We start from the raw sequence: 22,683 nt of genomic DNA, 5'->3' as shown, positions 1-22,683 counted from the left end.
AACCTCGGCGGCAAGGGCTGCTGTCTGCCGCAGCGGTTCCGCGCAGTGATCCCGAAGCGCGGGAGCCGCTTAAAGGTCAGCGGTCAGCGGTAGAGCCGGATGTCCGCGAGGCTCCACCAGTTGCCGGCCGTGCCGGTCGCTGTGACCCGGAGGTAGCGGGCGCGGGTGAGCGGCAGGTCGACGTTGGTGAGCTGTCCCGTGCCGGTTCCGGTGGCCGCGGTCCGCCAGGTGGTCTTGTCGTTACTGACGGAGAGCTGCCACTGGCGTGCGTAGTCGCCGAGGTTGTCGCCGCTGTCGATCGCGAGGCGACGGAACGACGTGTTCTTGCCGAGGTCGATCTGCAGGTACTGGCCGGCTTCCTGTCCCTGTCCGCTGGACCAGCGGGTCGAGGCATCGGCGTCGATGGCCAGGCCTGCCGCGTCTTGTCCGGTGGGCTGGGAGGTGGCAGTGGCGCCGTCCAGCGGGACCGCGTGCAGTCGGCTGGTCAGGTCTTGCGACTTCGGCCAGGTGAAGGTTGCCAGGGCGCCGCCGGGCAGGGAGTAGTCGAAGGACTGGTCGCCGACGGTGACGGTGAAGGTGCGCGGGTCGTCGTTCTCGTTGTGGACGATGAGCGCGATGGAGCCGTCGGGGTTGCGGAAGGCCACGTCGGTGAGCTGGCCGTTCCAGCCGGTGGTCATGAACGCGCAGTAGGGCGAGGGATTCACGGCGCCGGTACGCAGGTGCCTTGGTGACGGCGACCCGGCCCGTGGCGGCCAGGGGCAGGCTATGGTTCTGGCCTCCTGTGTGCGCGGCCTCGCCGAGTTGCGGAAGCGGCAGCACGCCACGCAGGTCCAGGTTGCCGAAGCTATGGGTGTCACCCAGGCCCGTGTCTCACGCATTGAGAAGGGTCAACTGGAGCGCACTGAGGTCGACACCCTCGCTGCCTACGTCAAGGCGCTCGGCGGCAAGCTGAAGATCGTCGCTGGCTTCGGTGACGAGACCTACGTCCTCGGCTGACCCGATCGACATACGGCCCGGGTTCATGCGCAGTCCGGTGGACAAAGTCGCCTCCTGAAGTCAGCGATGATGCTTCACACCGGTACCCGGGGCGGAGCATCATCGCGTTGGTAAGGGAATCCGCTGCGCGAAGGTTCTATCGCCTCAGCCGAAGTGCGCACTTCGCCCCACCACCCCCGGCGGGCGGTTCTCAGCGGTGGTCACTCCAATGTTGGTGATGTATCTTGATGGCATACATTATGAATGTTGGAGGTGCTCGATGTCCGTCACTCAGATTGATCTCGATGACGAGGCACTCACCGAGGCCATGCGGCTGATGGGTGTTACGACGAAGAAGGAGACGGTCAACGGGGCCCTGCGGGACTACGTGGCCCGGATCAAGCGCCTTGATGCCGCCGAGAAGCTGGCCGCGCGCGGCGCGCGTGGGGAATTCGAGCAGGCCGCGGCGGCGCATGACGCAGGCAAGCGTGCCCGACGCGAGGCCTTCGAGTGATCACCTACCTGCTGGACACCTCCGCCCTGTGGCACCTGTTCCGAACCCCCGGGGCACTGCCACCGTGGGAGGGGCACATCGCAGCCGGGGTGTTTCACCTCTGTGAGCCGACACGCGCCGAATTTCTCTACTCAGCAACCAGCCCGTCTCACCGGGACGAGCTCGCGGAGGAACTGGACGCGCTCTGCCTGCTCTCTCCCGTTCCCAAGAGCGCCTGGCGTTGGGTCGACACTGCCCAGTACAAACTGACCCAGCGCGGCCAGCATCGCGCGGCAGGAGCGATTGACCTGTTGGTGTGTGCGACTGCGGTCCACCACGGGCACACCGTCCTCCATGTGGACAACGACTTCGCGACGGTGGCCGGAGTGCTCAAGGAAGTTCAGCAGCGAGACGTACGAGGCTGATCTCTTGGCGCCGGTTCACGTTGTACGCCTGTTGACCTCTCGCTGATCGATGTGCCAAGTGGGGATGTGCCGGCCTGGCCCAACCGGGAACAGCGGATCGCTGTCTACGTATGCGCACGCATCTGGTACAGGGGCTGCAGTTCCGTAGGGACTGGATGAGCATCCTCACCGCGACGCTGGTGATCTCCGGACTATGCCTGCTGGCCATCATCCTTGACACGACACAGCGGGACCCGGGCGGGGCGCACTGGTTGGCCGAGGCGGCTACAGCCCTGGGGCGACGCGGCTGGTGTGGCTGTTCGGAAAGGTGATGACGGGGGGCGACGTCGATCTCGCGGATGTCGCGCTCGCTTGGTCGGGGCCGCCTCCGTCGCCGCTGGAGTGAGTGCGGCGGCTGGGAGCGCGAAGGGTGCCGGGGCGGTGAACCGGTCCGGGTCGAATGGAGACTCGAGCCTCTGAGAGGACGGCCACGCACGCCATCGGTGACGCGGCGGTACGGCACGTTCTGGACGTGGCGGCGGGTCTGGGGCCGCGCGCGGGCGGCACCGGATCGAGCACATCGAAAAGTCGCCGGACGAACTGCCCCCCGTTTCGCGGAGCTGAGGGCGGCCGCGTCCATGCAGCCCACCGCACACACCGCGTACACGCGGGTCGACGGCACGGACGAGTGGTCCCTCCGCCTGGGCACCGTCCGCGCCGGGCACGCCTGGCGTCTGTGCGACCTGCGCGACACGGGCGGGACTTGACGGGGTTGGAGGCGCTGGAAGGCTGCACGACCCACGCGGCACGGGCGGCGGGAGAGACCGAGACGGCGGGCCGTATCGCCCTCGGCCACCGTGCCGACCTGACGGCTCTGACCCTGGATCCGGTTGAGACGCCGGCGGATGAACTGGCGGAGGCGCCGGTGCGGTTGACCGTCACCGGGGGGGGTATGTGGTGCACCGGGGCAGTGAAGGCGCGGCCGGTTGACGGCCGGGTGGCCCGGAGCCGGACCAGCGAGGCAGCCGCCTGGCTGTCTCCTCACCCCTCCACGACGGCCGGGAGTGCGAGCGACTCGTCCAGGAACTCTCGTACGTATGCCATGACTTGCTCGCGGCCCGTGCCGCGCAGGCCGATGGCCACGTGGATGGAGAAGCCGTCCAGGAGGGCGCGCAGCCGGGCGGCGAAGCGGTCGGGCTCGATGGGGCGGAACTCGCTGTGAGAGATGCCCTCGGTGAGCAGCGCGACGAGGTCGCGGTGCCAGGCGCCCTCGGTGGCGGCTTGGCGCTCGCGGGCGTCCGCGTCGGCGGCGGCGCTCTTCGAGCGGTTCCAGACCTCCAGCGGTCCAGTGCGGGTCGCGATGGCCGTCGGGGACGTACAGGCCGACGTACACGTCGAGCCGTTCGCGGGCTGACGATGCCCGTACGAGCAGCCGCCCGCGCTCGGTGCCGAGCCGCCCCTCGCTCTATTCCAGGTGCGCAGCGGTAACTCGTCCTTGGAGTGGAAGTAGTAGAGGAGATGGCCGCTGCTCATGCCGACCTCAAGACCGAGTGCTGCCATGGTGAGCTTCTCCAGACCGCGCTCGGCGATCATCTCCATGGCCGTGGCGAGTACGTCCTCGCGGGGCGGTGCGGTGTTGCCATGATGGGTGCTCATGGGGCGGACTCCACGCGGACGGCGTCCGGGACGAGCCGGGTCTCGTAGCCGCTCGAGCAGTCGGAGGCCGTGATGGCGACCTCGGCTCCGCACGAGCAGACGCGATTGACTCCGTAGTACGGACTCAGGCCACAGCAACCACTGATGCGCGAGGTGTCGGGGTGAAAGCCGAGGTCGATGACGTCGAGCGGGTGCAGGACGTACGTGCCGTACGGCCCGGCGGAGACAAGGAAGCCCCGTTCGTCGGACATCCACATCCCGCCTGGCACGATTCCGTCGTACGCGTCCTCGTCCTCGTCCTCGCACGGTTCGAACGGCGCCCCGAACGGCAGCGGATCGACCACGTAGACGCCGCGCGGCACGCTCGCTGGGCCGTGTCGTCGTCCCTCCGCGTCGGGCCTGCCGTCCCAGCCGGGGTATTCGGGCATCTCGTCGATGCGCCGGACGGGCTCGGTCAGACCGAGCCCGCAGGCGGCGCAGCACAGTACGTTCACTCGTATGTTCTACCTGACCTTCGTGACTCTCAGACCTTCGGCTGCTGCTGCGTGACAGGACGGTCGCCAAAGGCCGGGACAGCATGACCTTGGGCCTTGACCCTTGATCCTGGACACACGAGACACTTGATCCTGAGGATCTGAGAACGGACATCTCGTGGTCATGAAGAACTATCCGTCGCAGTTCAAGGCGGACGCGGTCGCGCTGTACCAGTCGCGGCCCGAGGCGACGATCAGGCAGGTCGCCGCCGATCTGGGGATCAACCCCGAGACCCTGCGCAAACGGGGTCCGGGCAGCCGGTGCGAGCCGGCCCCGGGGGCGCCGGGCGGAGGTGCCGACCGAGCCGCCGACGCTGTTGGAGGCGGAGAACGCCGCTCTGCGGAAGAAGGTCCGTGAGCTGGAGGAAGAGCGCGAGATCCTGCGGAAGGCGGCGAAGTATTTCGCCGGGGAGACGCGCTGGTGAACCGCTTCCAGTTCGTCGCTGACCATCAGCGCCGTTACGGCGTGAAGCGGCTGTGCATCATCCTGGGCATCGCCCGCTCCAGCTTCTACTACTGGCGGGCGACGGCCGCGGACCGGGCCGCCCGGCAGGCGGCCGACGCCCGCCTCGCCGCCCGGATACGGGCCGTGCACCGCGAGTCGGACGGCGCCTACGGCGTCCCCAGAATCACGGCCGAGCTCCGCGAGGCGGGCGAGCGCGTCAACCACAAGCGGATCGCGCGGGTGATGCGGGGTGCCGGTCTGGCGGGCATGCGCTTGCGCCGCAGACACCGCAGCACTGTTGCGGACCCGGCCGCGGCGAAGGCCCCGGACCTCATCGGCCGCGACTTCACGGCAAGCGAGCCGAACACGAAGTACGTCGGTGACATCACCTATCTCCCTCTGGACGGCGGGAAGTTCCTGTATTTGGCCACCGTCATCGACCTCGCCTCACGCCGCCTGGCCGGCTGGGCGATCGCGGACCACATGCGCACCGACCTCGTCACCGACGCCCTGTCCGCCGCCGAACGGACCCGCGGCAGCCTCTCCGGGGCGGTCATGCACACCGACCACGGAGCCCAGGGCGGATTCAACTGGTCGTCGCAACACCTTGATCACGGAGGTATGCGATGGGACGAGACCGGAAGCAGAAGGTGCCAAAGGCGCCTGCGGGAGCGCGACGGCAGTGGGCGGCGGATCGGGCGATGCGACCGCCGATGCGTTCACCGGGTCGGCCGGAGCCGTCTCGTGCGGTGCAGCGCCACTTCTGGCGGCGGATCGCGTCGGGAGTGACGACGGCAGAGGCCGCGGTGGCTGTTGGCGTTTCATGGCCGGTCGCAACCCGGTGGTTCCGTCACGCTGGCGGGATGCCGCCGATCAGCCTGGACGAGCCCACCGGCCGCTATCTGTCGTTCGCCGAGCGTGAGGAGATCGCGCTGCTGCGCGCCCAGGAGTTCGGCGTGCGGGAGATCGCTCGCAGGATCGGCCGCGACGCGGGCACGATCTCACGCGAGCTGCGCCGCAACGCGGCGACCCGGGGCGGCAAACCGGTCTACCGGGCTCTGGTGGCGCAGTGGAAAGCGCAGCAGGCTGCGAAGCGCCCGAAGACCGCGAAGCTCGCAGGCGACGACAGGTTGCGAGAGTACGTGCAGGAGCGGCTCGCCGGCAGCGTCCGTCGCCCCGACGGCATGATCGTCACCGGGCCTGAGACGCCTGGGTGGAAGGGGCTGAACAAGCCGCATCGGCAGGACAGGCGTTGGGCGACGGCATGGAGCCCGGAGCAGATCTCGCACCGGCTCCGTGTCGACTTCCCCGATGATGAGTCCATGCGCATCAGCCACGAAGCGATCTACCAGGCGCTGTTCATCGAGGGCCGTGGCGCGCTCAAGCGGGAACTGGTCATGTGTCTGCGCACCGGCCGGGCGCTGCGGGTTCCCCGTGCACGGTCGCAGAACAAGCCGCAGGGGCATGTCACCGCGGACGTCATCCTCAGTGAACGCCCCGCCGAGGCCGGGGACCGCGCGGTCCCCGGACACTGGGAAGGCGATTTGATCATCGGGACGGGCCGCTCCGCGATCGGCACGCTTGTCGAGCGCAGCAGCCGCTCCACGCTCCTGGTGCACCTGCCCCGGCTTGAGGGCTGGGGCGAGAGGCCGCCCGTGAAGAACGGCCCCTCGCTCGGGGGCTATGGCGCGATCGCGATGAACGCGGCGCTCACCACGTCGATGGCACCGCTGCCCGAGCAGTTACGCAAGACCCTCACCTGGGACCGCGGGAAGGAACTCTCCGGTCATGCCCAGTTCGCTCTCGATACCGGGACAAAGGTGTTCTTCGCCGATCCGCACTCGCCCTGGCAACGACCGACAAACGAGAACACGAACGGGCTGCTGCGTCAGTACTTCCCGAAGGGCACTGATCTCTCCCGTTGGTCGTCCACGGACCTCGAAGCCGTCGCCATGGCGATCAACAACCGGCCCCGCAAGGTACTCGGTTGGCGGACACCGGCCGAGGTCTTCGAAGAGCAGCTACGCTCGCTGCAACAGCCCTGTGTTGCAACGACTGGTTGAACTCGCCCAGTACACCAGCCGGGCCTTCGCCGACGCCTGCCGCCAGGCCGGCGTCCGCCAGTCCATGAGCGCGATCGGCAGCTCGGCGGACAACGCGCTCGCCGAGTCCTTCAACGCGACGTTCAAACGCGAGACGCTTCAGGGCCGAAAGCACTGGTCCAGCGAACGCGAGGCCCGTCTCGACGCGTTCCGCTGGCTCAACCGCTACAACACCCGACGCCGTCATTCCCGCCTCGGACAACGCAGTCCCATCGCCTACGAGACAGCACTCGACACAACATCAACTACCCTGGCCCAAGCCGCATAGCCCGTGTCCAAGATTCCGGGTCAAGGCCCGGCGATGCCAAGACCCAGGGGCCGTACAGGGGCCGGGACGGCGCGGTGGTGTCCAGGCCGACGGTGTCTCCGAGGTGCTTCATCCGCTGGTTGCGCGGCATGGGCTGTGGTCCACGGGGCTGCCGGCAGAGAACCGGGCCGGCAGCCAGGTCGCCTTCGTCACCGGTGTCGGCTCCGGAATGGGCCTGGCCACTGCCCGTGCCTTCGCTGAATCCGGGACCGCTGTCGCCCTCCACCGACATCCCCGCGAGTGCCGTGGACGCGGCTGCGTCCCGCCGGCCTGACCGCGAGCCCGCTGCAGTCGGAGGGGAGCCGATCGCATCCCCGACGGCCCCCTGCTCCACACCGTGACCGTCCGTGCCTGCACCCCACGTCGGTGTGCCCGCATCCCGGCGACAACCGCTTCTTCGTCACCACGGCCCGGTGCGGGGTGAGGAGTCCGACCGTCGCTTCCGGCTCGGTGCTTATATTCCGCGTACCGGTCAAGGGAACAGCGGCCCGCTCTCGGTGCGCAGGCCGCCCAAAGAGATGGCCCACCTGGCCGTTCGGCCGTCAGACATGCTCGTCCGGTTCGTCCACGCGGTTGATCCGGGCGTCGTTACCGAAGGCGAGTCGCCCACACCCCGTGTGGCCGACGCCCCGATCCGAACCGCTCAGCCGGCCATCGCCTCGCGGACGAGGGCGGTGTCGACGAACTGCTCGAAGCGGACGATGAGCCCACCGCGCACCACGAAATGGTGGGCGACGCGGATGTCGATCGGCTTGCCGGTGGCCTTGTTGGTCGCGGTGTAGCGGGCGAGGACGACGACGTTCTCGCCGTCGACGACGTAGGTGTCGTCGTGGGCGGTCCAGCTGTCCCAGTCCTGGCCGAGCTTCTCCATCACGTGGGACGTGACGCCGTCGGGGGTGCGGTAGGTGCCGGCGAGGGGGAAGCCGGCCATCTCCGTCCACTCGACGTCGGGGGCGAGGGTGGCCCGAAGCGCCTCCAAGTCACCTGTCGCAGACGCCAGGTACTGACGCCGTACGACATCGGCGGGGGCGGTGGAAGTCGCGAACTCGGCCATGGTCAGCCCCACTTCATTTCTCCCTTGGCAACCTTCGCGCCGATCTGGGCGGCGATCAGCATGCCGTTGTCGGGGTAACGCTTGACCAGCGCCTCAGTCAGCGTCGCACCGTCGGCCGCCGTAGCAAGCTCCTCCTCGAAGGCCAGAAGGTACGCGCGGGTGGCGGTGATGGCGGAGGCGTCGGCCGGGGTGGCGGGCAGGCGGTGGCCGGGGACGGCCAACTCCGGCTGCAGGGCGGCCATTTCGTCCAGCAGGTCGATCCACGCGGCACGGTCACCGGGGGTGGGGGTGTCGGCGACCCAGACGTGCTCCTGCTGGAAGAGGAGGACGCCGCCGAGGAGGGCGCGGTGCTCGGCCTGCCACAGGTAGTGGCGGTCCGGCAGCGCGGCCGGGCCGCCCTTGAGCTCGAAGCGGTGGCCCTCCAGGGTGAGGTCGCCGGTCAGCGGAGTGAGGTCGACCAGCCGGGTGGGCAGGTTCGGGCCGAGCGCGGCCCACGCCTTGAGCTTGCCCTCGTAGGAGTGCTGGATGTGCTCGATGACGATCGGGGTGGCGACGAAGGTCGCGTCGGGGAAGGCGTCGGCGATGACTTCGGCGCCGAAGTAGAAGTCGGGATCGGCGTGGCTGACGAAGACGGTGGTGAGCTTCTTGCCGGAGTCGAGGATCTCGGCGGCGAGACGGTGGCCGTCGGCGCGGGTGAAGGCGGCGTCGACCAGGAGGGCCTCATGCTCGCCGGTGACGAGGGTGGCGGTCTTGTTCTTGCTGCCGGCCGGGAAGTCCAGGTCGAGGATCTTGAAGGAGAGGGTGCTCATCGATGACTCCTTGTGGGGAGGGGGAGGAGGTGGGGAGCGGGAGGGTCAGTGGTTGGGGAGCGCCGCGAGCCGCTGGTCGATCTCGTCGGCGGTGCCGTGGCCGTGGGCCACGGCAGTGACGGAGTCGCCGTCGACGGCCAGCAGTGTGGGGAAGCCGGTGACGCCCAGCGAGGCGGACCGGTGGAAGTCGGAGCCCGCCGCCACCCGAACCTCGGATCCCTCGAAGGCGGTGACCACGGCGTCGGCATTCAGTCCGGCCTCCTCGGCGACCTTCCGGTAGGTGGCCCCCTCGGACAGGCTCAGGCCTTCGACGTAGAAGGCCCGCTGCAGGGCGATCGCCAGCTCCGCCGCGCGGGCCGGTGCAGCCTGGCGCAGGGCGGCGACACCGCGCGCGGCAGCCTCCGAGTCCATCACGAAGGAGCCGTCGGCGATCAGCCGCTCATACGCCTCGCCGAACTCGGCGCCGGTCAGCTCGGCGATCTTGGCGTTCGCGCCCTGGACATAGCCGAACTCGCGGACGGGTACCCGGCGCGACCCGGTGAACAGGCCGCCGGAGACGACCTCGACCGGCAGTTCGGGGTGACGGGAGGCGACCTCGCTCAGTGTTCCGGAGAACCCGTGCGACCAGCCGCAATAGGCGTCGAAGACGTAGACGATCTTCATCGAGGACCTCGGCAAGGGATGCGCGCTCGCCGGTTGCGAGCGATTCACCTGACAGAACAGTATCTGACACATCAGATATTTCAAGGTTCGTGTGAGGTGAGCACATGGGCGTGGCCGGCAACGTCATCACACCAACGGTGCTGCCGCTCCGCAGGTCAGGGCAGGCGGGGTAGCAGGTCCCGGGCCGTGTGGCTGAGGATACGGAGATCCTCCGAGAACCGCTTCCGGTCCGCTGCGGGCAGGGGGTCCACGAGGTACCGCTTGATGTTCTCCAGATGGACCCGGGACGCGCGTACGACGGTCTCCTCGCCCAATGCGGTCAGCCGGACCAGTCGCGCGCGCCGGTCGCCTGGATCCGCTGCCCGCTCGACCAGTTCGGCCGCCTCCATCCGGTCCACCAGCCGGGTGGCGCCGCCCGTGGTCAGGACCTGCTCCTGGGCGATGGCCCGCATGGAGAGTCCCGGCTCGCCCGCCCGGCCGAGGATCAGCAGCACCTCGAACATCAGGTGGCTGATGCCGCACTCCACCTCGAGCGCCCGGCCGAGGATGTACTCCAGCCGGTTGGCCGCGCCCTGCAGTCGGCCGAAGGCCAGGATCAGCTCGTGGTCCGCGGCCTGTTTCGCCGTCGTGATCTCCGTCTGCTCGCCCACGGTCGCGTCGCCCCTCTGGTCGTCCCGGTGCCACCGTACCGATCATGCCTTGGAGGGTCGGTGCGACCATGGACACGAGGCGCTACGCCCCGGGGTGCAGGCTGAGCCGGCCGGGTGTCGGGCCGCCCTTGAAGTCGCCGAAGTAGAGGGTGAAGGGCGGTCACCCGGTGGTCATCAGGTGATGACGAATAGCGGCGAGCGCGACCGGCCTACCAGTAACCAACAGCGGTCGACAGCTGAGCCGGGACCGTGGCCTGCCGGTACTCCTGACGTGCGACCCCGGCGTTGCGCTCGGTGGCGCGACCACCGACAAGTGATCGACGAAATACGGCGGGTGGGTACGGCAGTTCACCCGCGCGTGCCGTGCCCCCGGACCGGGTGTCGGCGGGGCGGCTCAGTCCGTGGGGCGGGCGCGAGGTGCGGAACGAGGGCCGTCCGGCAGTGGGGGCGTCGCCGCGATACCGCCTTCGGGTGGGTGGTCGGCGAGAGGCTTGACGCCCGTCCGTGCGACCGCGCGGACTCTACTGCCTGAGGTCGATCACGCGGACCGGCTGCCCCGTCGTGCGAGCAATGGTTTCGAAGTCGCGGTCGAAGTGGAGCAGGGTGAGGCCTGCTTCTTCCGCGGCGGCGGCCACCAGGAGATCGACGGGGCCCGCGCTGCGGTGTTCCCCTTTGGTGGTCAGTTGTTCCTGGACGGTGCGGGAGCGGCGGTAGATGGCGTCAGGCATGGGGCACCACACGTAGTGGGCGTCGAGTGCAGCCTTCAGTCGTGCGCGGTCCGCGGCTGCGCGGGCGGAGTAGAGGACCTCGAGTTCCGTGATGTCGCAGATCGCGACGAGGCCGGCGCCGATCCTGTCGTCCCACTCGGTTGTGGTCTGGCGGAGCAGGACGCGGGCGAGGGCGGAGGTGTCGATGAGGTAGTCGGCGACGGTCACGGCCGGTACTGGTTCTTGTCCAGGAGAACGTCGATGTCCAGGGCTCCGTCGGTCACCAGTTGCCGGGCGTCTTCGAGCGCGCGCAGACGCCGGTAGCGGGCGGTGACCTCGCGCAGGGCGGTGTTGATGGTGTCGCGCTTGGTGGTGGTGCCGAGTTCCTTGGCGGCTTCTTCCAGTGCCTCGTCGTCGAGGTCGATCACGGTGCGGCTCAAGATGGCCTCCTCATGCACACTGCGGCGTATATCAATATACATGATCGATTGTATATTGATGGGCTCGCGCACCCCTGGGTGGTCTGTTTCTGAGATCTGTGGACTTGCGGCAGCCGTGTCGAGGGCGTCGACGACGAGTTCAGCGCGATGGCGGTCGGCCATCGAGTACCCGATGACCTCGCGCGTGGCCAGGTCCAGCCACGAGGCGAGGTAGAGCCGGCCCTCGGCCGTGGGGATGTAGGTGATGTCACCGACGATCTTCGTTCCGGGGCGGGTGGCGGTGAAGTCCCGCCGATCAGGTCCGGCGACGGGGCGGCCTTGGTCAGGCTGCGGCGGCCGGTGCGCCGGCTGTTCCCGGCGATGCCGTGTTCCCGCATGACCCGTGCCACCCGCTCGCGGTTGACCGGTCGGCCTCGCCGGCGCAGTTCGGCGGTAACGCGCGGGACGCCGTAGTTGCGCCGGGATGCGATGTGGAACACCGTGATCGCGTGCGCCAGGGCCTCATCCGCCCCCCCGCCTCGCCTCGCGGGCTTCGGCGCCGGCCACCCACGCGTAGTACGTAGAGCGGGCCGTCTTCATCACCTTGCACAGCAGCACGACCGTGCAGTTCGCCTTCTCCGCGTGGATAAACCGGCATGTCTCGCTCACCGGTCGCTCTCCTACGCGAAGAAGGCGGTTTTAGATTCAACCGGTCGGAGCAACAGTGCTGGTTGAGAACGGTTTACGTGGCGAGACTGGGTCGGCCGGGGATGTCGGACGAGATGAAGGCCGACTTGTGGCGGCGGGGACCGATCCGGTGTCCTGGGCAGCGCTGGCCTTCTTCACCCAGCCCCGCAACGACTCCGAACCGACCCCGATCTCCCGGGCGACCTCGGTCACCGTCCGGCCCGACGACCGCACGAGCTCGATCGCGTCCCGCTTGTACTCGTCCGAGTAGCGATTCGTGTACTTGCTTCCCACCTGGCACTGCTTCCTCTGGGCTCTCACGTCCCGGTCTCCAGGTGTCCACGATCAAGGGGAAGCTTCAAGCCGCGGCTGGCCCTGCTTGATGAGCGACATGGACGGCATCCCTTTTCCCACCGGGGGCGCGAACTCTCGGGGGCAAGTCATCTCCTCAGCCTACGAAGGGCCCCTGATCGCTGATGACTTCTCCTGTGGAGGAGGCAAGCGGCCTCGCCGTGTATATCCAGTCGAGGCCGTCAGATCCGATGACGTCGAGGTGTTCCGCCCGAGTCAGACCGGCACGGATCGCCACACGCTGGGAAGCGATGTTGGCTGGTCGAATCCTGGCGATCAGTGGACGGGCGGGCACGTGGAGGGAGGCCCAAGCTGTGACCTTGGTGGCGGCTTCGCCGGCGAAACCCTGACCCCAGGCCGAGGTGGCGAAGCGGTAGAAGAGGTTGAGGACCTCCATGTCGTGAAGTTCCATGGGCTTGATGCCGCAGAACCCCAGTTGTTGGTCTGAGTCGTGACACAGGATGACCCAGTACCCGTATCCGTACTGCCGCCATTGATTGTCCCAGCGTCGATAGAGCTCCTGCGCGTCCTCCAACCGCGCGAGCGCGTCGGAAGGATTGTGCGCGCAGGTCCGGGGATCGCGATGGATCCCAAAGATCGCTTCAACATCACCTTGGGTCGGACGCCGCAGCGACAGCCGGGCGGTCTGCAGCTCCTCGGCTGCCGGGCTCCAGTCACTCATGGGAGCTAGAGTCACACGGCACCCGTCAGTCGATCGAGGCCATGAAGACCAGCATCCGGCGGTTGATCTCCTCGGCGTGGTCGATCTGTGGTCCGTGGCCGGTGTCGGAGATGATCTCGGCCCGGGTCCCGGTATCAGGCGCGGCACGGGCTCCACCTGCCGCCGAGCGTGCACGATTCGGCCACGTCGTTGACCAGCGGCGGCCACGGAGACGATCTGACGGCGGGCGAGCAGTTCCTGCTCGCCCGCCTGCGGCTCATGATCTCGACGCCGGCCTTGCGGGCCAAGCACCTGGATAACCACTACGCCCTTCAGCATGCGATCGTCGACGCCCTCGGGGGCGATGCCACCGATCCCGACACGGCGTTCCTCGCACACGCGGCGGCCAGTGCCTGCCTAGCCGCCATGCACACGGCATTGGTGCGCTGGGCCGAAGGCGACGGACGGACCGAGCTGCCCGACCTGATCGCGAAGGCGCTCGCTGCCGCCTTCGGCGATGACATCGTCGATACCGCCCCGGACGCATGAGAAGGACTCCTCCGAGCACTCACCTGAAGCGACGCCCCCCGCTGGCCGAGCGCGTCCGCAGGCACCAGGCCGACGGCTCCTGACCCGGCGATGGCCGAGGCGTGAGGCCCCCGGCGGTCTCGAGGGTCCGGCCGGGGAAGTGCTCGGGCCAGTTCGACCGCGATCGCGGCGGCGAACGCGCCGATGTCGCGTACCGCGATCAGCGGCATCGGGGAGTGACGTCGGATCGGCCGGGTCGCCGACGACGGGGCCGGCGCCTGCCGCACGCATCGCCCTGACGGAGCAGTGAACCGGATTCACGCCAGCGCCAGGGTCCTGACCGGCCGGCCACACTTGAGCAGGCGCTGTGCGGTCGCGCCACCTTGCCGACCGGTGGCACAGATGACCAGCAGCGGCCCTTGCGATCGGCCATCCGAACCCCCTCACCGTGTAGGTCTGCGGGAGTGGTGACCTCGGTCTCCGCGGACTGTGACGGGAAGAGGCGGCCGAGCAGCCCGGTGCGCCCGTTCTCCATGAGGAGGAGAACGGGCGCCACGAGGGGGCGGGTGTGCTGCCCGGATCCGGTGGCAGAGATTGAGCTGCTGCCCGCTGGCACACAGGCCCCCTCCTCCGGTGCCGTGGCGTTCACGCCATCTCCGTACACCAGGGGCTCGGCGCCTCTGCGCACTTCAGCCGCGCCCTCCCTGCCCCCGCGGGCTGTCGCCGGCGAATGCCGGGGGCCCACCCGGACCGACTCCCGGGAACGCTAGAACAGCGACACGCAGGAATTGGCGTCACCGACGAAGCAGACGTACAGCTTCACGTCGCGGACGTTGTGTCCGTTGCCGTTCGCGTAGCCGGGGGTGCTGTTGGCACCGTTGCTGTCCGAACCGAGCTTGGTGTAGCTGTGGTAGTTCCACCCTCCGTTCTCCCACTTCTGGTAGGTGGTGTAGAGCCCCGCGCCCTTGCCGTCTGCGCAGTTGTCCCAGATCGTGAAGTTCCAGTTGGTGTCGTAGCCCGTCGTGACCTGCCAGTAGTCGTAGGAGCCGTTGACGGAGGCGCAGCCGTTGGACGTGCTCTGCTGATAGCTCGCGGCCTGAGCCTGGCCGGAGAAGGCCATGACCAGGCCTGCGGCGGCGGCCGCGACCGCGAGCTTCTTCTGAACGCTCTTGAGCGTGATGCCATTGACCATGGCGGTCCTCCTGGATGTCGATGGTGTGACTGGGAACGGATCCACTGGGTGGACGACGGAACAGAGCCCCAAGGGCTGTGCTGCTCGCACCCCGGGAGTGCGTTCAGTGCGACGGCCTGCGTTCTGCCGCCAGTTGCGTGCGTATCCGGGGTGATTAGTGCGGAGGCGCCACTCCGCGCCCCCGGCTCGCTGACTGCCCGCTCGTCGGGCGCGGCATGTCGCTGTGCGGCTGAACGCTTGCCGAGCAGGGCCTCCGGGTTCTTCGTGGCGCTGTTTCCTGTCCTGGACCAAGATGCTCGGCCGACCGTCGGCGAACCTTGAGAGAACGTTGAATTGGCTGGTCGAAGGTGTTATGCCAGAGTGAGATCAGAGACTCGGGGGCGTGCTGTGACAGTTGAGTTCGGTGTGCTCGGCAGCGTCGAGGCGCGGGTGGACGGCCGGATCGTCGATCTGGGCCATGCCCGTCAGCGGTGTGTGCTCGCAGTGCTGCTGGTGGACGCCAACCAGGTGGTTTCGGTGGACCAGCTCGTCGAGCGCGTCTGGGCCGACTGTCCTCCGCAGCGGGCCCGGAACACGGTCTACGGCTATGTCTCCCGTCTGCGGCAGGCAATGGCCGTCGCCCAGGGGGCGGATATCGTCCGCCGTTCCGGTGGGTATGTCCTCGACGTCGAGGCAGCGGCAGTGGATCTGCACCGTTTCCGTGACGTTGCCGCACGGGCCCGCGAGGCCGCGCGGAACGAGCAGGACGAGCAGGCTGCAACCCTGTTCGGGCAGGCACTCGGCCTCTGGCGGGGAGATGCCTTCGCGGGTCTGGACACCCCTTGGATCAACGCCGTCCGCGACGCGGTCGGCCAAGAACGGGTCTCGGTCGAACTGGACCACACCGACGTCCGGCTCCGCTGCGGTCACCACAGCGGACTGTTGTCCGAGTTGTCGTCGCGGGTCGAGACGCACCCACTGGACGAACGACTGGCAGGCCAGTTCATCCTCACCCTGTACCGCTGCGGTCGCCCGGCCGATGCCCTCAACCGCTACCAGCAGATCCGGCTGCTGCTGGCCGAAGAACTCGGCTGTGACCCCGGCCTCCCGCTGCGGCAACTGCACCAGCAGATCCTCACCACCGACCCCGCACTGAACGTCTCAGCCGCCGGCCCCGCCGCCGGACGCGCTCCGGGATCCGCACCCGCTCTCGGGCCGGGCCCGTCACCCACGCCCCCGCCGGTGGGAACCCCACGGGACGGCGCCGACCTGCCCGGCCCGCCGACACCGCGGCCCCCCAGGACGGGGAGCCACCTCGTCGGGCGGGCTGCGGAGTTGGCGGTTCTCGACCGTGCGATAGAGGATGCCCTGGCCGGTGCGCCAGCGGTGGTCGAGGTGGTCGGGGAGCCGGGCATCGGAAAGACACGGCTGCTCGGCGAACTGGGCGAGCGGGCGAGATCACGCGGTTTCGTGACCCTGGCCGGCCGCAGCGTGGAGTTCGACCGGGCTCCGTACGGTGCGTTCGTGGACGCCTTGGACGACCACCTCGGCCGTGTGGACTTCCTTCGGCTCCGGCACGATGGATCACTGCCTGGCGCGTTCGCGCTGCTGAGTACGGTCTTCCCCGCACTCCGTGACCGGTTCGCGGCCGGGCTGGAGCCGGTGACGGTCGAACGGTACTGGTTCCACCGGGCGGTGCGGACGTTGCTGGAGGCGCTGAGTGCCGACGGCGGGCTCGTGCTCAGCCTGGACGACCTGCAGTGGGCGGATGACGGTACAGCCGAGCTGATCGACCATCTGGTACGGCACCCGCCGAGGACACCGCTGTTCCTCGCCCTCGCCTACCGTCCCCGTCAGGCTCCGACGCGACTGGCCGCGGCACTGGCCCGGGCCGGAACGGAGGGAAGTGTGGCCAGGGTCGAGCTGGGGCCGCTGTCACCGGCCGAGGGAGCGGAACTGTGCGGGGCCAGGCCGGATCACTGGCGCTTCCGACGGCTGTACGAGGCCAGCGGCGGCAACCCGTTCTACCTGGAGGCGCTGGCCCGAAGCGCCGGGAACGAAAGCCCGTCGGTGGTCCCGGCCGACGCGGTGCCTGTCGCCGACGATCTGCCGCAACCGGTGCGTGCCGCACTGCTGGAGGAGCTGGGAGGTCTGTCGGCCACTGCGAGGGCCTGTACGCAGGCGGCCGCGGTGCTCGGTGACTCCTTCGAAGCCGAGATGGTTGCAGTCGTGGCCCGGACCGGTGAGGCACAGGCCCTTGCCGCCCTGGACGAGGTCGCGGAACGGGACCTCGTACGCCAGATCGGCTCCACGCGCCGATTCCGGTTCCGCCATCCGCTGGTGCGGGCAGCGGTGTACCAGGGGGCGGGCGCCGGCTGGCGGATCGAGGCGCATACCCGGGCCGCGCATGGCCTGGCGCTGCACGGCGCACCGCTGACCGCCCAGGCGTCGCACGTTCAGCGTTCGGCGCGGGTGGGAGACGAACATGCCGTTGACGTACTGGTACGGGCCGCCCGTCAGGTGATGACGATCGCATCGGCCGCTGCCGCGCACTGGACGCAGGAAGCCTTGCGGTTGCTCGGTGAGCAGAGTCGGCTGCGGCCCGAACTGTGGCTCCAACAGGCCGATGCGCTGGGCATGGCCGGACGACTGCTGGAAAGCCGCGACGTCCTGCGCACGACCGCTACTCTCCCGTCTGCGCAGGCACGGGCTCAGCGGGCTCGGCTGACCGTCTCCCGAGCCACGGTGGAGTGGAAGCTCGGCCGTTACAAGAAGGCGACGTCGCTGCTGCTTCGGGAACTGGCGGACCACGACGACCGGCCGGAATCCGAGACCGCCGCTCTGCAGATGGGGGTCGCGACGGTGGCGCTTCGCACAGCCGACTTCCCCACGGCCATCGGTTGGGGCGAACGCGCGCTGCACTCGGCAGAAAGCATCGGCGACCTTTGGCGGATCACCGCTGTCCGGAGTCTGCTGGCACTGGCGCATACCTTGGCCGGGGACTCCGTCCGATCGACCGACTACCTGGACCTGGTACTGGAAGTAGTCGACGAAGCCGATGACCAGCAACTGGTCGACCAGATCGACACCCTTGTCACGATCGGCTGGACGGAAATGTTCCTGGGACACTACGACGCCGCGCTCCGGCACCTCGGTCAGGGCCTGGACCTTTCCCGTCGTACCGGCCAAAGCCTCATGCTCGCCGATCTCTTCGCTGCCTCCGCATACGTACTGATGTGGCGCGGGCGTCTGGACGAGGCAGCAAAGTACGCCGACGACGCACTGGAGGCGGCATCGCTCGTCGGCAGCAACGAGCCACGCTCGCTGGCCGAGGCGGTGAACGCGGCGGTCTCGATGTGGCGGGGAGACTTCGCCGGAGCACTCAAGATTTGCGAGGAGTCGCTTTCGCAGGCCGGCCCCGAACCGACCCAGTACCGGTCGGCGATCCTCGGAATGCTCGGCAATGCGTTGCTGTTCACCGGTGATCCGGCGGGCTGCGTCCGCAGGGTGATCGAAGCGGGTGGTGGCCCTGAGATGTCAGCGTTCGAAGCACCCGTGCGCACAGTGTGGTTGCGGCTGTTGACTGGTGCGGAACTGGCCCGGGGCGACGTGGTGGCTGCCGAGATGTGGGCCGGCCGCGCAGCATCCGCTGTGAGCCCCGACAGACCGCCCGGACAGCTCGGCTTCGCTCTGCTGGCCCGCGCCGAGGTACACCTCGCAAGGGAAGACGCGGCTGCGGCAGAGGCTGCGTGCGAGGCCGCTGCCGCGTTCTGCGCAGCTCGAATGCCACTCTATGAAGCCACAGCCCGGCTGACGGCGGGCATCGCACTGTCCGGCCTCGACCGCCGGCCCGAAGGACTCGCGCAGCTGGAACGAGCGAGAGCATTGTTCACTGGCTGCGGGGCAACGGCCCTGTCCGCACTGGCCGATCAAGAACACGACCGCATCGCCGCCCGAACTCCGCCTCTGACAACCGGCATCACACCCGGAATCTGAGACTCCCGGATGGCACACGCTCCGCTGGAGCGAGTCCCCCAGGGGTTACTCGCCGGGTTTGTCCGTCTCGGCGTCGGGAGATCGGCCGCCGGAAGCACACGTGTGTCGGCCTGCGAGAACGGACATGAGGATTTCTCACCCCGGGCGCCTGCGCGTTCCCGCTCGAGTGGCACTCGCCGGACCGAGGATCTCGCAGTGCTCGTCGGCATGACGGATTCACGACCAAGATCGTCAGTGCCGTCTGGAGCGAGCTTCATCGGGAACCTCCGTGGATACTCCGTCCTTCAGGGCGGAGAGGAAACGGACTCCTGCGGAGCAGGGCAAGATGCGGGGTTTCGCCTCCTGGGCGAAAGACCGCGCTCTGACCAGCGGGTTTGAGCTTCACCTGACGTAACGCTAGTTTGTGAGAGTGACCACGACGCAGGTGAAGCGGGCGTTCAAGTACCGCTTCTATCCCACGGACGAGCAGGCGGCAGAGCTGTCGCGCACGTTCGGCTGTGTCCGCAAGGTCTACAACATGGCCCTCGCCGCCCGCACACAGGCATGGACGCGGCAGGAGCGGGTGAACTACAACCAGACGTCGGCCATGCTGACGGCGTGGAAGAAGACCGAGGAACTGGCGTTCCTCAACGAGGTCTCTTCCGTGCCGCTCCAGCAATGCCTGCGCCATCTGCAAGCCGCGTTCACCCACTTCTTCGGCAAGCGGGCGAAGTACCCGCGCTTCAAGTCGAAGAAGAAGTCCCGCAAGTCCGCCGAGTACACCACCAGCGGTTTCCGCTTCCGCGACGGCGAACTGACGCTCGCCAAGATGCGTGAGCCGCTCGACGTCGTGTGGTCCCGGCCGCTCCCGCAGGGCGCCGAGCCGTCCACGGTGACCGTCTCCCAGGACGCAGCCGGGCGCTGGCACGTCTCGATGCTGTGCGACGACCCGACGCTCAAGCCGCTGCCCGTGAGCGATGCCGCCGTCGGCGTGGACGTCGGCCTCGATCACCTCCTGACGCTCTCCACCGGCGAGAAGGTCGCCAACCCCAGGCACGAGCGCAAGGACCGTTCCCGCCTCGCCCTGGCCCAGCGTCGTCTGGCGAAGAAGGCCAAGGGGTCGGCGAATCGCGCCGAGGCGGCGCGCAAGGTCGCCAGGATCCATGCCCGTATCGCCGACCGTCGCCGTGACGGGCTGCACAAGCTGACCACTCGACTCGTTCGTGAGAACCAAACGATCGTGATCGAGGACCTGACCGTGCGCAACATGGTCAAGAACCGGACCCTGGCCCGCGCCGTCAGCGACGCGGCGTGGTCGCAGTTCCGGAGCATGCTGGAGTACAAGGCCGCCTGGCACGGGCGGGAAGTGATCGCGGTGGACCGCTTCTTCCCCTCGTCCAGGCTGTGCTCCGCTTGCGGCGCCCTCCAGGAGAAGATGCCGCTGCACGTCCGCATGTGGACGTGCGACAGCTGTGGCACGACCCACGACCGGGACGTGAACGCGGCGAAGAACCTGCTGGCCGCCGGACGGGCGGTGTCGGCCTGTGGAGCCGGTGTAAGACCTCAACGGAGTACTCCGGGCGGGCAGTCGGCGATGAAACAGGAAGTCTCACGGCGCGAGCCGTAAGAATCTCCTCCCTTCAGGGAGGGGAGCGTCAAGTGCTTGTCCACCTGTCTGCCGTCGGCCTGTCCACGCGGCACCTGTGTGGACCAAGCAGCGGGTCCGGGCGGCGCCGGCTCACGATGCGGGGCGGCCGGGCTGCTTCGGCGCCCGCGCAGCCGGTAGGGGCGTCTGCGCGGCGGCCCTCCGCTCCGCGTCCAGGGCGCGTCCGGCTGCCCGTAGCGTGCTGAGGACCGCGGTCACCTCGCGTACGGACTGCTCGGGGATCACCGACCCGATGCGCAGTTCCAGCTCCTCCTCGAAGACCTTCAGCGCCCCGTCCACCAGCTTGCGCCCCTTGGGTGTCAGCTCGACGATCGAGGAGCGGCGGTCGTTCGGGTTGGCCCGCCGCTCGCACAGGCCGGCCGTCTCCAGGCGGTCGACGACCTTGCTCGTGCCGCCCACTGTGATCGAGAACTTCTCCGCGATGTCCTGGATCCGCCGCCCGGGCTGCCGCAGCAGCAGGTGCAGCACCTCGAACGAGGTCAGCGGCAGGTCGTACTCGGCCTTCAACCGCCCCTCGATGCCGTCCCACAGCTCGATCTCCAGCGAGACCAGCTCCCGGTACAGCGACTTCAGGTCAGCGTCAGCCATCACTCGTCTTCCGAAGAATCATCTTCCATGGATAGTTAATTGTAGGCTACCGCCATTCCCGTCGTGCGGACCGGATTCCCCCCGTACGGCCCGTTTCCGGCTACGGCGCAGCCGCGTCCCCGCTGCGTCAGGCCGCCGGCCGGGTGGCGGAGCGCGGCACCGGGGCGGCGGCCGGGGGTGGGATCTCGGGGGTGTGGGGGTAGGAGGCCGAGCGGTGCTGGAAAGAGAGGATCTTGGGGTTCAGGACGACGCCGTCGCGGATCTCGACGGCCTTGCCGACCGTGGGGTCGGCCTCCCAGGCCGCGGGGCCGCTCATGACCTTGCGCAGGTAGGGGAGGAGAGCCTCGCTGATCTCCCACGTGGCCGAGTTCCACAGGTGGGACGGGCTGTGATCCACCCCGTAGTAGTGGCAGCCCGGCCCCACCGTGGGCATCGGCTCGCTGAAGGTGGTCGGACGGGCCCAGGAGAATCCCATGCCCTCGTCGCAGGAGACGTCGACGAAGAAGGAGCCCGGCCGGAACAGGGCGAGTTCCTCGTCGGTGACGAAGGTCAGCGGCGCGTCGGTGTCCTGCCGGACGCAGTTGACGACGATGTCGAAACCGGCCAGATACTCCGCGAGCGGCACGGGTCCGGCCGGGGTGAGTGCCTGGAGGCGCGAGGGATCGTCCTCCTGCTCCTGGAAGTGGTTCATCACGACCGACGGCATCGGTGAGGCCACCGCCGCCGCGGCGCGCTGGGTGAGCACCGTGACGTCGGAGACTCCCATGGCGCCGAGGCCCGTGACCGCTCCGCGCGCCGTGGCGCCGAAACTGATGACCACGGCGCGCAGACGCCGCCCGTAGCTGCCGGTCAGCCCGCCGAGTTGCAGGGCGTGCAGCACCGAGCAGTAGCCCGCGAGCTCGTTGTTCTTGTGGAACACATGGACGCTGAAGGCGCCCGTGGACGTCCAGTGGTTCATGGCCTCCCAGGCGATGAGCGTCACCTGACGGTCGATGGCGAGCTGCGTCATCCTCGCGTCCTGTACACAGTGCGGCCATCCCCACAGCACCTGGCCCCGGCTCAGCGCGGCGACGTCGTCGGGCAGGGGCTTGGGCAGCAGCAGCACGTCGCACTCGTCGAGGAGCCGCTCGCGGGAGCGTAGTCCCGCCACGAGCGGTCGCAGCGCGTCGTCGGCGACGCCGAACCGCTCGCCGTAGCCCTGTTCGAGGAAGATCCTTTCGCGTACGTCCGAGGCGATCCGGTGCAGGTGGGCGGGGTGCAGCGGCAGGCGAAACTCGTTCTCCTTGTGGGAGGAGGCGAGTACTCCGAGACTCAACAGGCTCATTCGTTTCCTCGTCATGTTCTGCATGTGGTTCATATGGTTCGCGTCGCCGGCGTCGTTCGTGCCGCGCTTGCCGTGGCTGCCCGGGGTACGGGTCAGGATCCGCCGGACCGGTGCCCGCGGACGCGCTCGGCCAGCGGCAGCGGCGTCTCGTCCAGACCGCCGACCGCACCGCACGCCATGCGGGCGCACGTTCCGCGACAGGCGAGAAGCTGCCTGCCGTCGCGGTGGGAAACCACCACCGCCTCCGTGTCGGGTGCGTCGCGGTAGTCGGTCGTGCAGATGAGGCAAACCAGCCCGGAGAGCATCTCCGGGGTCGGTTCGGGGCGGCCGCGGCGGTGGCCGGAGATCGAGTCCTGTGAATACATGCGTCCGCATCCTCTTGATCGGTTGGGGGCGTACGCCGGATGCCGGGATGCCTCGGAGGCATCCCGGCATCCGGGGAATTCCGCTATCGCGCCGCGCGGGACCTGACGCGCGACGGGGCGTGGCTGTACGAGCCAAAAGGCATGGTGCGG

Annotated in this window: 22 protein-coding genes and 7 pseudogenes; 10 read left to right on the top strand and 19 right to left on the bottom strand. The window is 68.6% G+C overall.

Translation table 11 applies throughout. The annotated features are described in order from the left end of the window. Positions 1-83 precede the first annotated feature (83 nt). Positions 84-677 (bottom strand): discoidin domain-containing protein, encoded by a 594-nt coding sequence (locus QA802_RS14310; RefSeq protein WP_334522044.1) that lies wholly within the window; start codon positions 675-677, stop codon positions 84-86. Positions 678-765: 88 nt separating this feature from the next. On the opposite strand from QA802_RS14310, the gene QA802_RS14305 reads away from it, so the two are divergent. The 4 genes and pseudogenes from QA802_RS14305 to QA802_RS14290 form a co-directional block, all read left to right on the top strand. Next, a complete protein-coding gene (locus QA802_RS14305; RefSeq protein ID WP_443042108.1) occupies positions 766-996 on the top strand; it encodes an XRE family transcriptional regulator in 231 nt (76 codons plus the stop codon). Positions 997-1,255: 259 nt separating this feature from the next. After that, positions 1,256-1,489, top strand: coding sequence for a type II toxin-antitoxin system VapB family antitoxin (locus tag QA802_RS14300; protein WP_334522043.1), 234 nt, complete (start codon positions 1,256-1,258; stop codon positions 1,487-1,489). Next, positions 1,486-1,893, top strand: a complete 408-nt coding sequence (locus QA802_RS14295) for a PIN domain nuclease (protein WP_334522040.1) — start codon at positions 1,486-1,488, stop codon at positions 1,891-1,893. Before QA802_RS14300 ends, QA802_RS14295 begins: the two co-directional genes overlap by 4 nt. A gap of 463 nt (positions 1,894-2,356) precedes the next feature. After that, positions 2,357-2,827: pseudogene (locus QA802_RS14290) on the top strand (amidohydrolase family protein); the annotation flags it as partial. Between the two features lie 86 nt (positions 2,828-2,913). Here QA802_RS14290 and QA802_RS14285 read toward each other — a convergent pair. Both QA802_RS14285 and QA802_RS14280 read right to left on the bottom strand, forming a co-directional pair. Continuing rightward, a pseudogene (locus QA802_RS14285) lies at positions 2,914-3,528 on the bottom strand (TetR/AcrR family transcriptional regulator). Next, positions 3,525-4,022 carry a hypothetical protein gene (locus tag QA802_RS14280; RefSeq protein ID WP_334522037.1) on the bottom strand — a complete coding sequence of 166 codons (498 nt, stop codon included), beginning with the start codon at positions 4,020-4,022 and terminating at the stop codon, positions 3,525-3,527. Before QA802_RS14280 ends, QA802_RS14285 begins: the two are co-directional and overlap by 4 nt. 157 nt (positions 4,023-4,179) lie before the next feature. Here QA802_RS14280 and QA802_RS14275 point away from each other — a divergent pair. The 3 genes and pseudogenes from QA802_RS14275 to QA802_RS14265 form a co-directional block, all read left to right on the top strand. Next, positions 4,180-5,295 (top strand): annotated as a pseudogene (locus QA802_RS14275) (IS3 family transposase). Then, complete coding sequence (locus QA802_RS14270; protein WP_443042057.1) at positions 5,208-6,569, top strand: IS30 family transposase; 1,362 nt, start codon at positions 5,208-5,210, stop codon at positions 6,567-6,569. Before QA802_RS14275 ends, QA802_RS14270 begins: the two are co-directional and overlap by 88 nt. A 4-nt stretch (positions 6,570-6,573) precedes the next feature. Continuing rightward, a pseudogene (locus tag QA802_RS14265) lies at positions 6,574-6,876 on the top strand (transposase); the annotation flags it as partial. A gap of 682 nt (positions 6,877-7,558) precedes the next feature. On the opposite strand, the gene QA802_RS14260 reads toward QA802_RS14265, so the two are convergent. The 12 genes and pseudogenes from QA802_RS14260 to QA802_RS14215 form a co-directional block, all read right to left on the bottom strand. Beyond that, positions 7,559-7,969 (bottom strand): nuclear transport factor 2 family protein, encoded by a 411-nt coding sequence (locus tag QA802_RS14260; protein ID WP_334534622.1) that lies wholly within the window; start codon positions 7,967-7,969, stop codon positions 7,559-7,561. Positions 7,970-7,971: 2 nt separating this feature from the next. Continuing rightward, the gene (locus QA802_RS14255; protein ID WP_334522034.1) at positions 7,972-8,778 is read right to left on the bottom strand and encodes an MBL fold metallo-hydrolase; all 807 of its coding nucleotides are present in this window, start codon (positions 8,776-8,778) and stop codon (positions 7,972-7,974) included. Between the two features lie 45 nt (positions 8,779-8,823). Then, entirely contained in the window at positions 8,824-9,441 is a 618-nt protein-coding gene (locus QA802_RS14250; RefSeq protein WP_334522031.1) for a DsbA family protein, read from the bottom strand. A gap of 155 nt (positions 9,442-9,596) precedes the next feature. Beyond that, positions 9,597-10,091 carry a MarR family winged helix-turn-helix transcriptional regulator gene (locus QA802_RS14245; protein ID WP_334522028.1) on the bottom strand — a complete coding sequence of 165 codons (495 nt, stop codon included), beginning with the start codon at positions 10,089-10,091 and terminating at the stop codon, positions 9,597-9,599. 521 nt (positions 10,092-10,612) lie between these two features. Continuing rightward, positions 10,613-11,026, bottom strand: coding sequence for a PIN domain nuclease (locus tag QA802_RS14240; RefSeq protein WP_334522023.1), 414 nt, complete (start codon positions 11,024-11,026; stop codon positions 10,613-10,615). Further along, on the bottom strand, positions 11,023-11,238 hold the full coding sequence (locus tag QA802_RS14235; RefSeq protein WP_030043116.1) for a type II toxin-antitoxin system VapB family antitoxin: 216 nt from the start codon (positions 11,236-11,238) through the stop codon (positions 11,023-11,025). The genes QA802_RS14240 and QA802_RS14235 overlap by 4 nt, the downstream gene beginning before the upstream one ends. A gap of 99 nt (positions 11,239-11,337) precedes the next feature. Beyond that, positions 11,338-11,502 (bottom strand): annotated as a pseudogene (locus QA802_RS41560) (DDE-type integrase/transposase/recombinase); the annotation flags it as partial. 137 nt (positions 11,503-11,639) lie between these two features. Beyond that, a pseudogene (locus tag QA802_RS41555) lies at positions 11,640-11,717 on the bottom strand (hypothetical protein); the annotation flags it as partial. A gap of 22 nt (positions 11,718-11,739) precedes the next feature. Continuing rightward, complete coding sequence (locus QA802_RS14230) at positions 11,740-11,886, bottom strand: hypothetical protein (protein ID WP_334522018.1); 147 nt, start codon at positions 11,884-11,886, stop codon at positions 11,740-11,742. Between the two features lie 36 nt (positions 11,887-11,922). Beyond that, positions 11,923-12,138, bottom strand: a complete 216-nt coding sequence (locus QA802_RS41550; protein ID WP_443042279.1) for a transposase — start codon at positions 12,136-12,138, stop codon at positions 11,923-11,925. Between the two features lie 214 nt (positions 12,139-12,352). Then, positions 12,353-12,937, bottom strand: a complete 585-nt coding sequence (locus QA802_RS14220; protein WP_334522013.1) for a GNAT family N-acetyltransferase — start codon at positions 12,935-12,937, stop codon at positions 12,353-12,355. A gap of 25 nt (positions 12,938-12,962) precedes the next feature. After that, positions 12,963-13,126 (bottom strand): annotated as a pseudogene (locus QA802_RS14215) (alpha/beta fold hydrolase); the annotation flags it as partial. On the opposite strand from QA802_RS14215, the gene QA802_RS14210 reads away from it, so the two are divergent. After that, the gene (locus tag QA802_RS14210; RefSeq protein WP_334522010.1) at positions 13,106-13,465 is read left to right on the top strand and encodes an acyl-CoA-like ligand-binding transcription factor; all 360 of its coding nucleotides are present in this window, start codon (positions 13,106-13,108) and stop codon (positions 13,463-13,465) included. The pseudogene QA802_RS14215 and the gene QA802_RS14210 overlap by 21 nt on opposite strands. 745 nt (positions 13,466-14,210) lie before the next feature. Here the strand turns inward: QA802_RS14210 and QA802_RS14205 are convergent. Next, positions 14,211-14,636 (bottom strand): Tat pathway signal protein, encoded by a 426-nt coding sequence (locus tag QA802_RS14205; protein ID WP_334522008.1) that lies wholly within the window; start codon positions 14,634-14,636, stop codon positions 14,211-14,213. A 405-nt stretch (positions 14,637-15,041) separates the two neighbouring features. On the opposite strand from QA802_RS14205, the gene QA802_RS14200 reads away from it, so the two are divergent. Together QA802_RS14200 and QA802_RS14195 are read left to right on the top strand one after the other, a co-directional pair. After that, complete coding sequence (locus QA802_RS14200) at positions 15,042-18,611, top strand: ATP-binding protein (RefSeq protein WP_334522006.1); 3,570 nt, start codon at positions 15,042-15,044, stop codon at positions 18,609-18,611. Positions 18,612-19,020: 409 nt separating this feature from the next. Then, a complete protein-coding gene (locus tag QA802_RS14195) occupies positions 19,021-20,217 on the top strand; it encodes an RNA-guided endonuclease InsQ/TnpB family protein (RefSeq protein ID WP_334519712.1) in 1,197 nt (398 codons plus the stop codon). 111 nt (positions 20,218-20,328) lie between these two features. Here QA802_RS14195 and QA802_RS14190 read toward each other — a convergent pair whose 3' ends face one another. From QA802_RS14190 to QA802_RS14180, 3 genes are all read right to left on the bottom strand, one after another. Then, positions 20,329-20,844 (bottom strand): MarR family winged helix-turn-helix transcriptional regulator, encoded by a 516-nt coding sequence (locus QA802_RS14190; RefSeq protein ID WP_334522004.1) that lies wholly within the window; start codon positions 20,842-20,844, stop codon positions 20,329-20,331. Positions 20,845-20,971: 127 nt separating this feature from the next. Beyond that, positions 20,972-22,168: a N(5)-(carboxyethyl)ornithine synthase gene (locus tag QA802_RS14185; protein ID WP_334522002.1), complete on the bottom strand. Its 1,197-nt coding sequence runs from the start codon at positions 22,166-22,168 to the stop codon at positions 20,972-20,974. Between the two features lie 92 nt (positions 22,169-22,260). Further along, positions 22,261-22,533: a hypothetical protein gene (locus tag QA802_RS14180; RefSeq protein WP_334522001.1), complete on the bottom strand. Its 273-nt coding sequence runs from the start codon at positions 22,531-22,533 to the stop codon at positions 22,261-22,263. Between the last annotated feature and the right edge of the window lie 150 nt (positions 22,534-22,683).

The organism is Streptomyces sp. B21-105, from assembly GCF_036898465.1.
Classification (GTDB): Bacteria; Actinomycetota; Actinomycetes; order Streptomycetales; family Streptomycetaceae; genus Streptomyces.
Note: the sequence above shows the minus strand (reverse complement) of the source record. Positions and strands in the feature narration are given on the sequence as shown.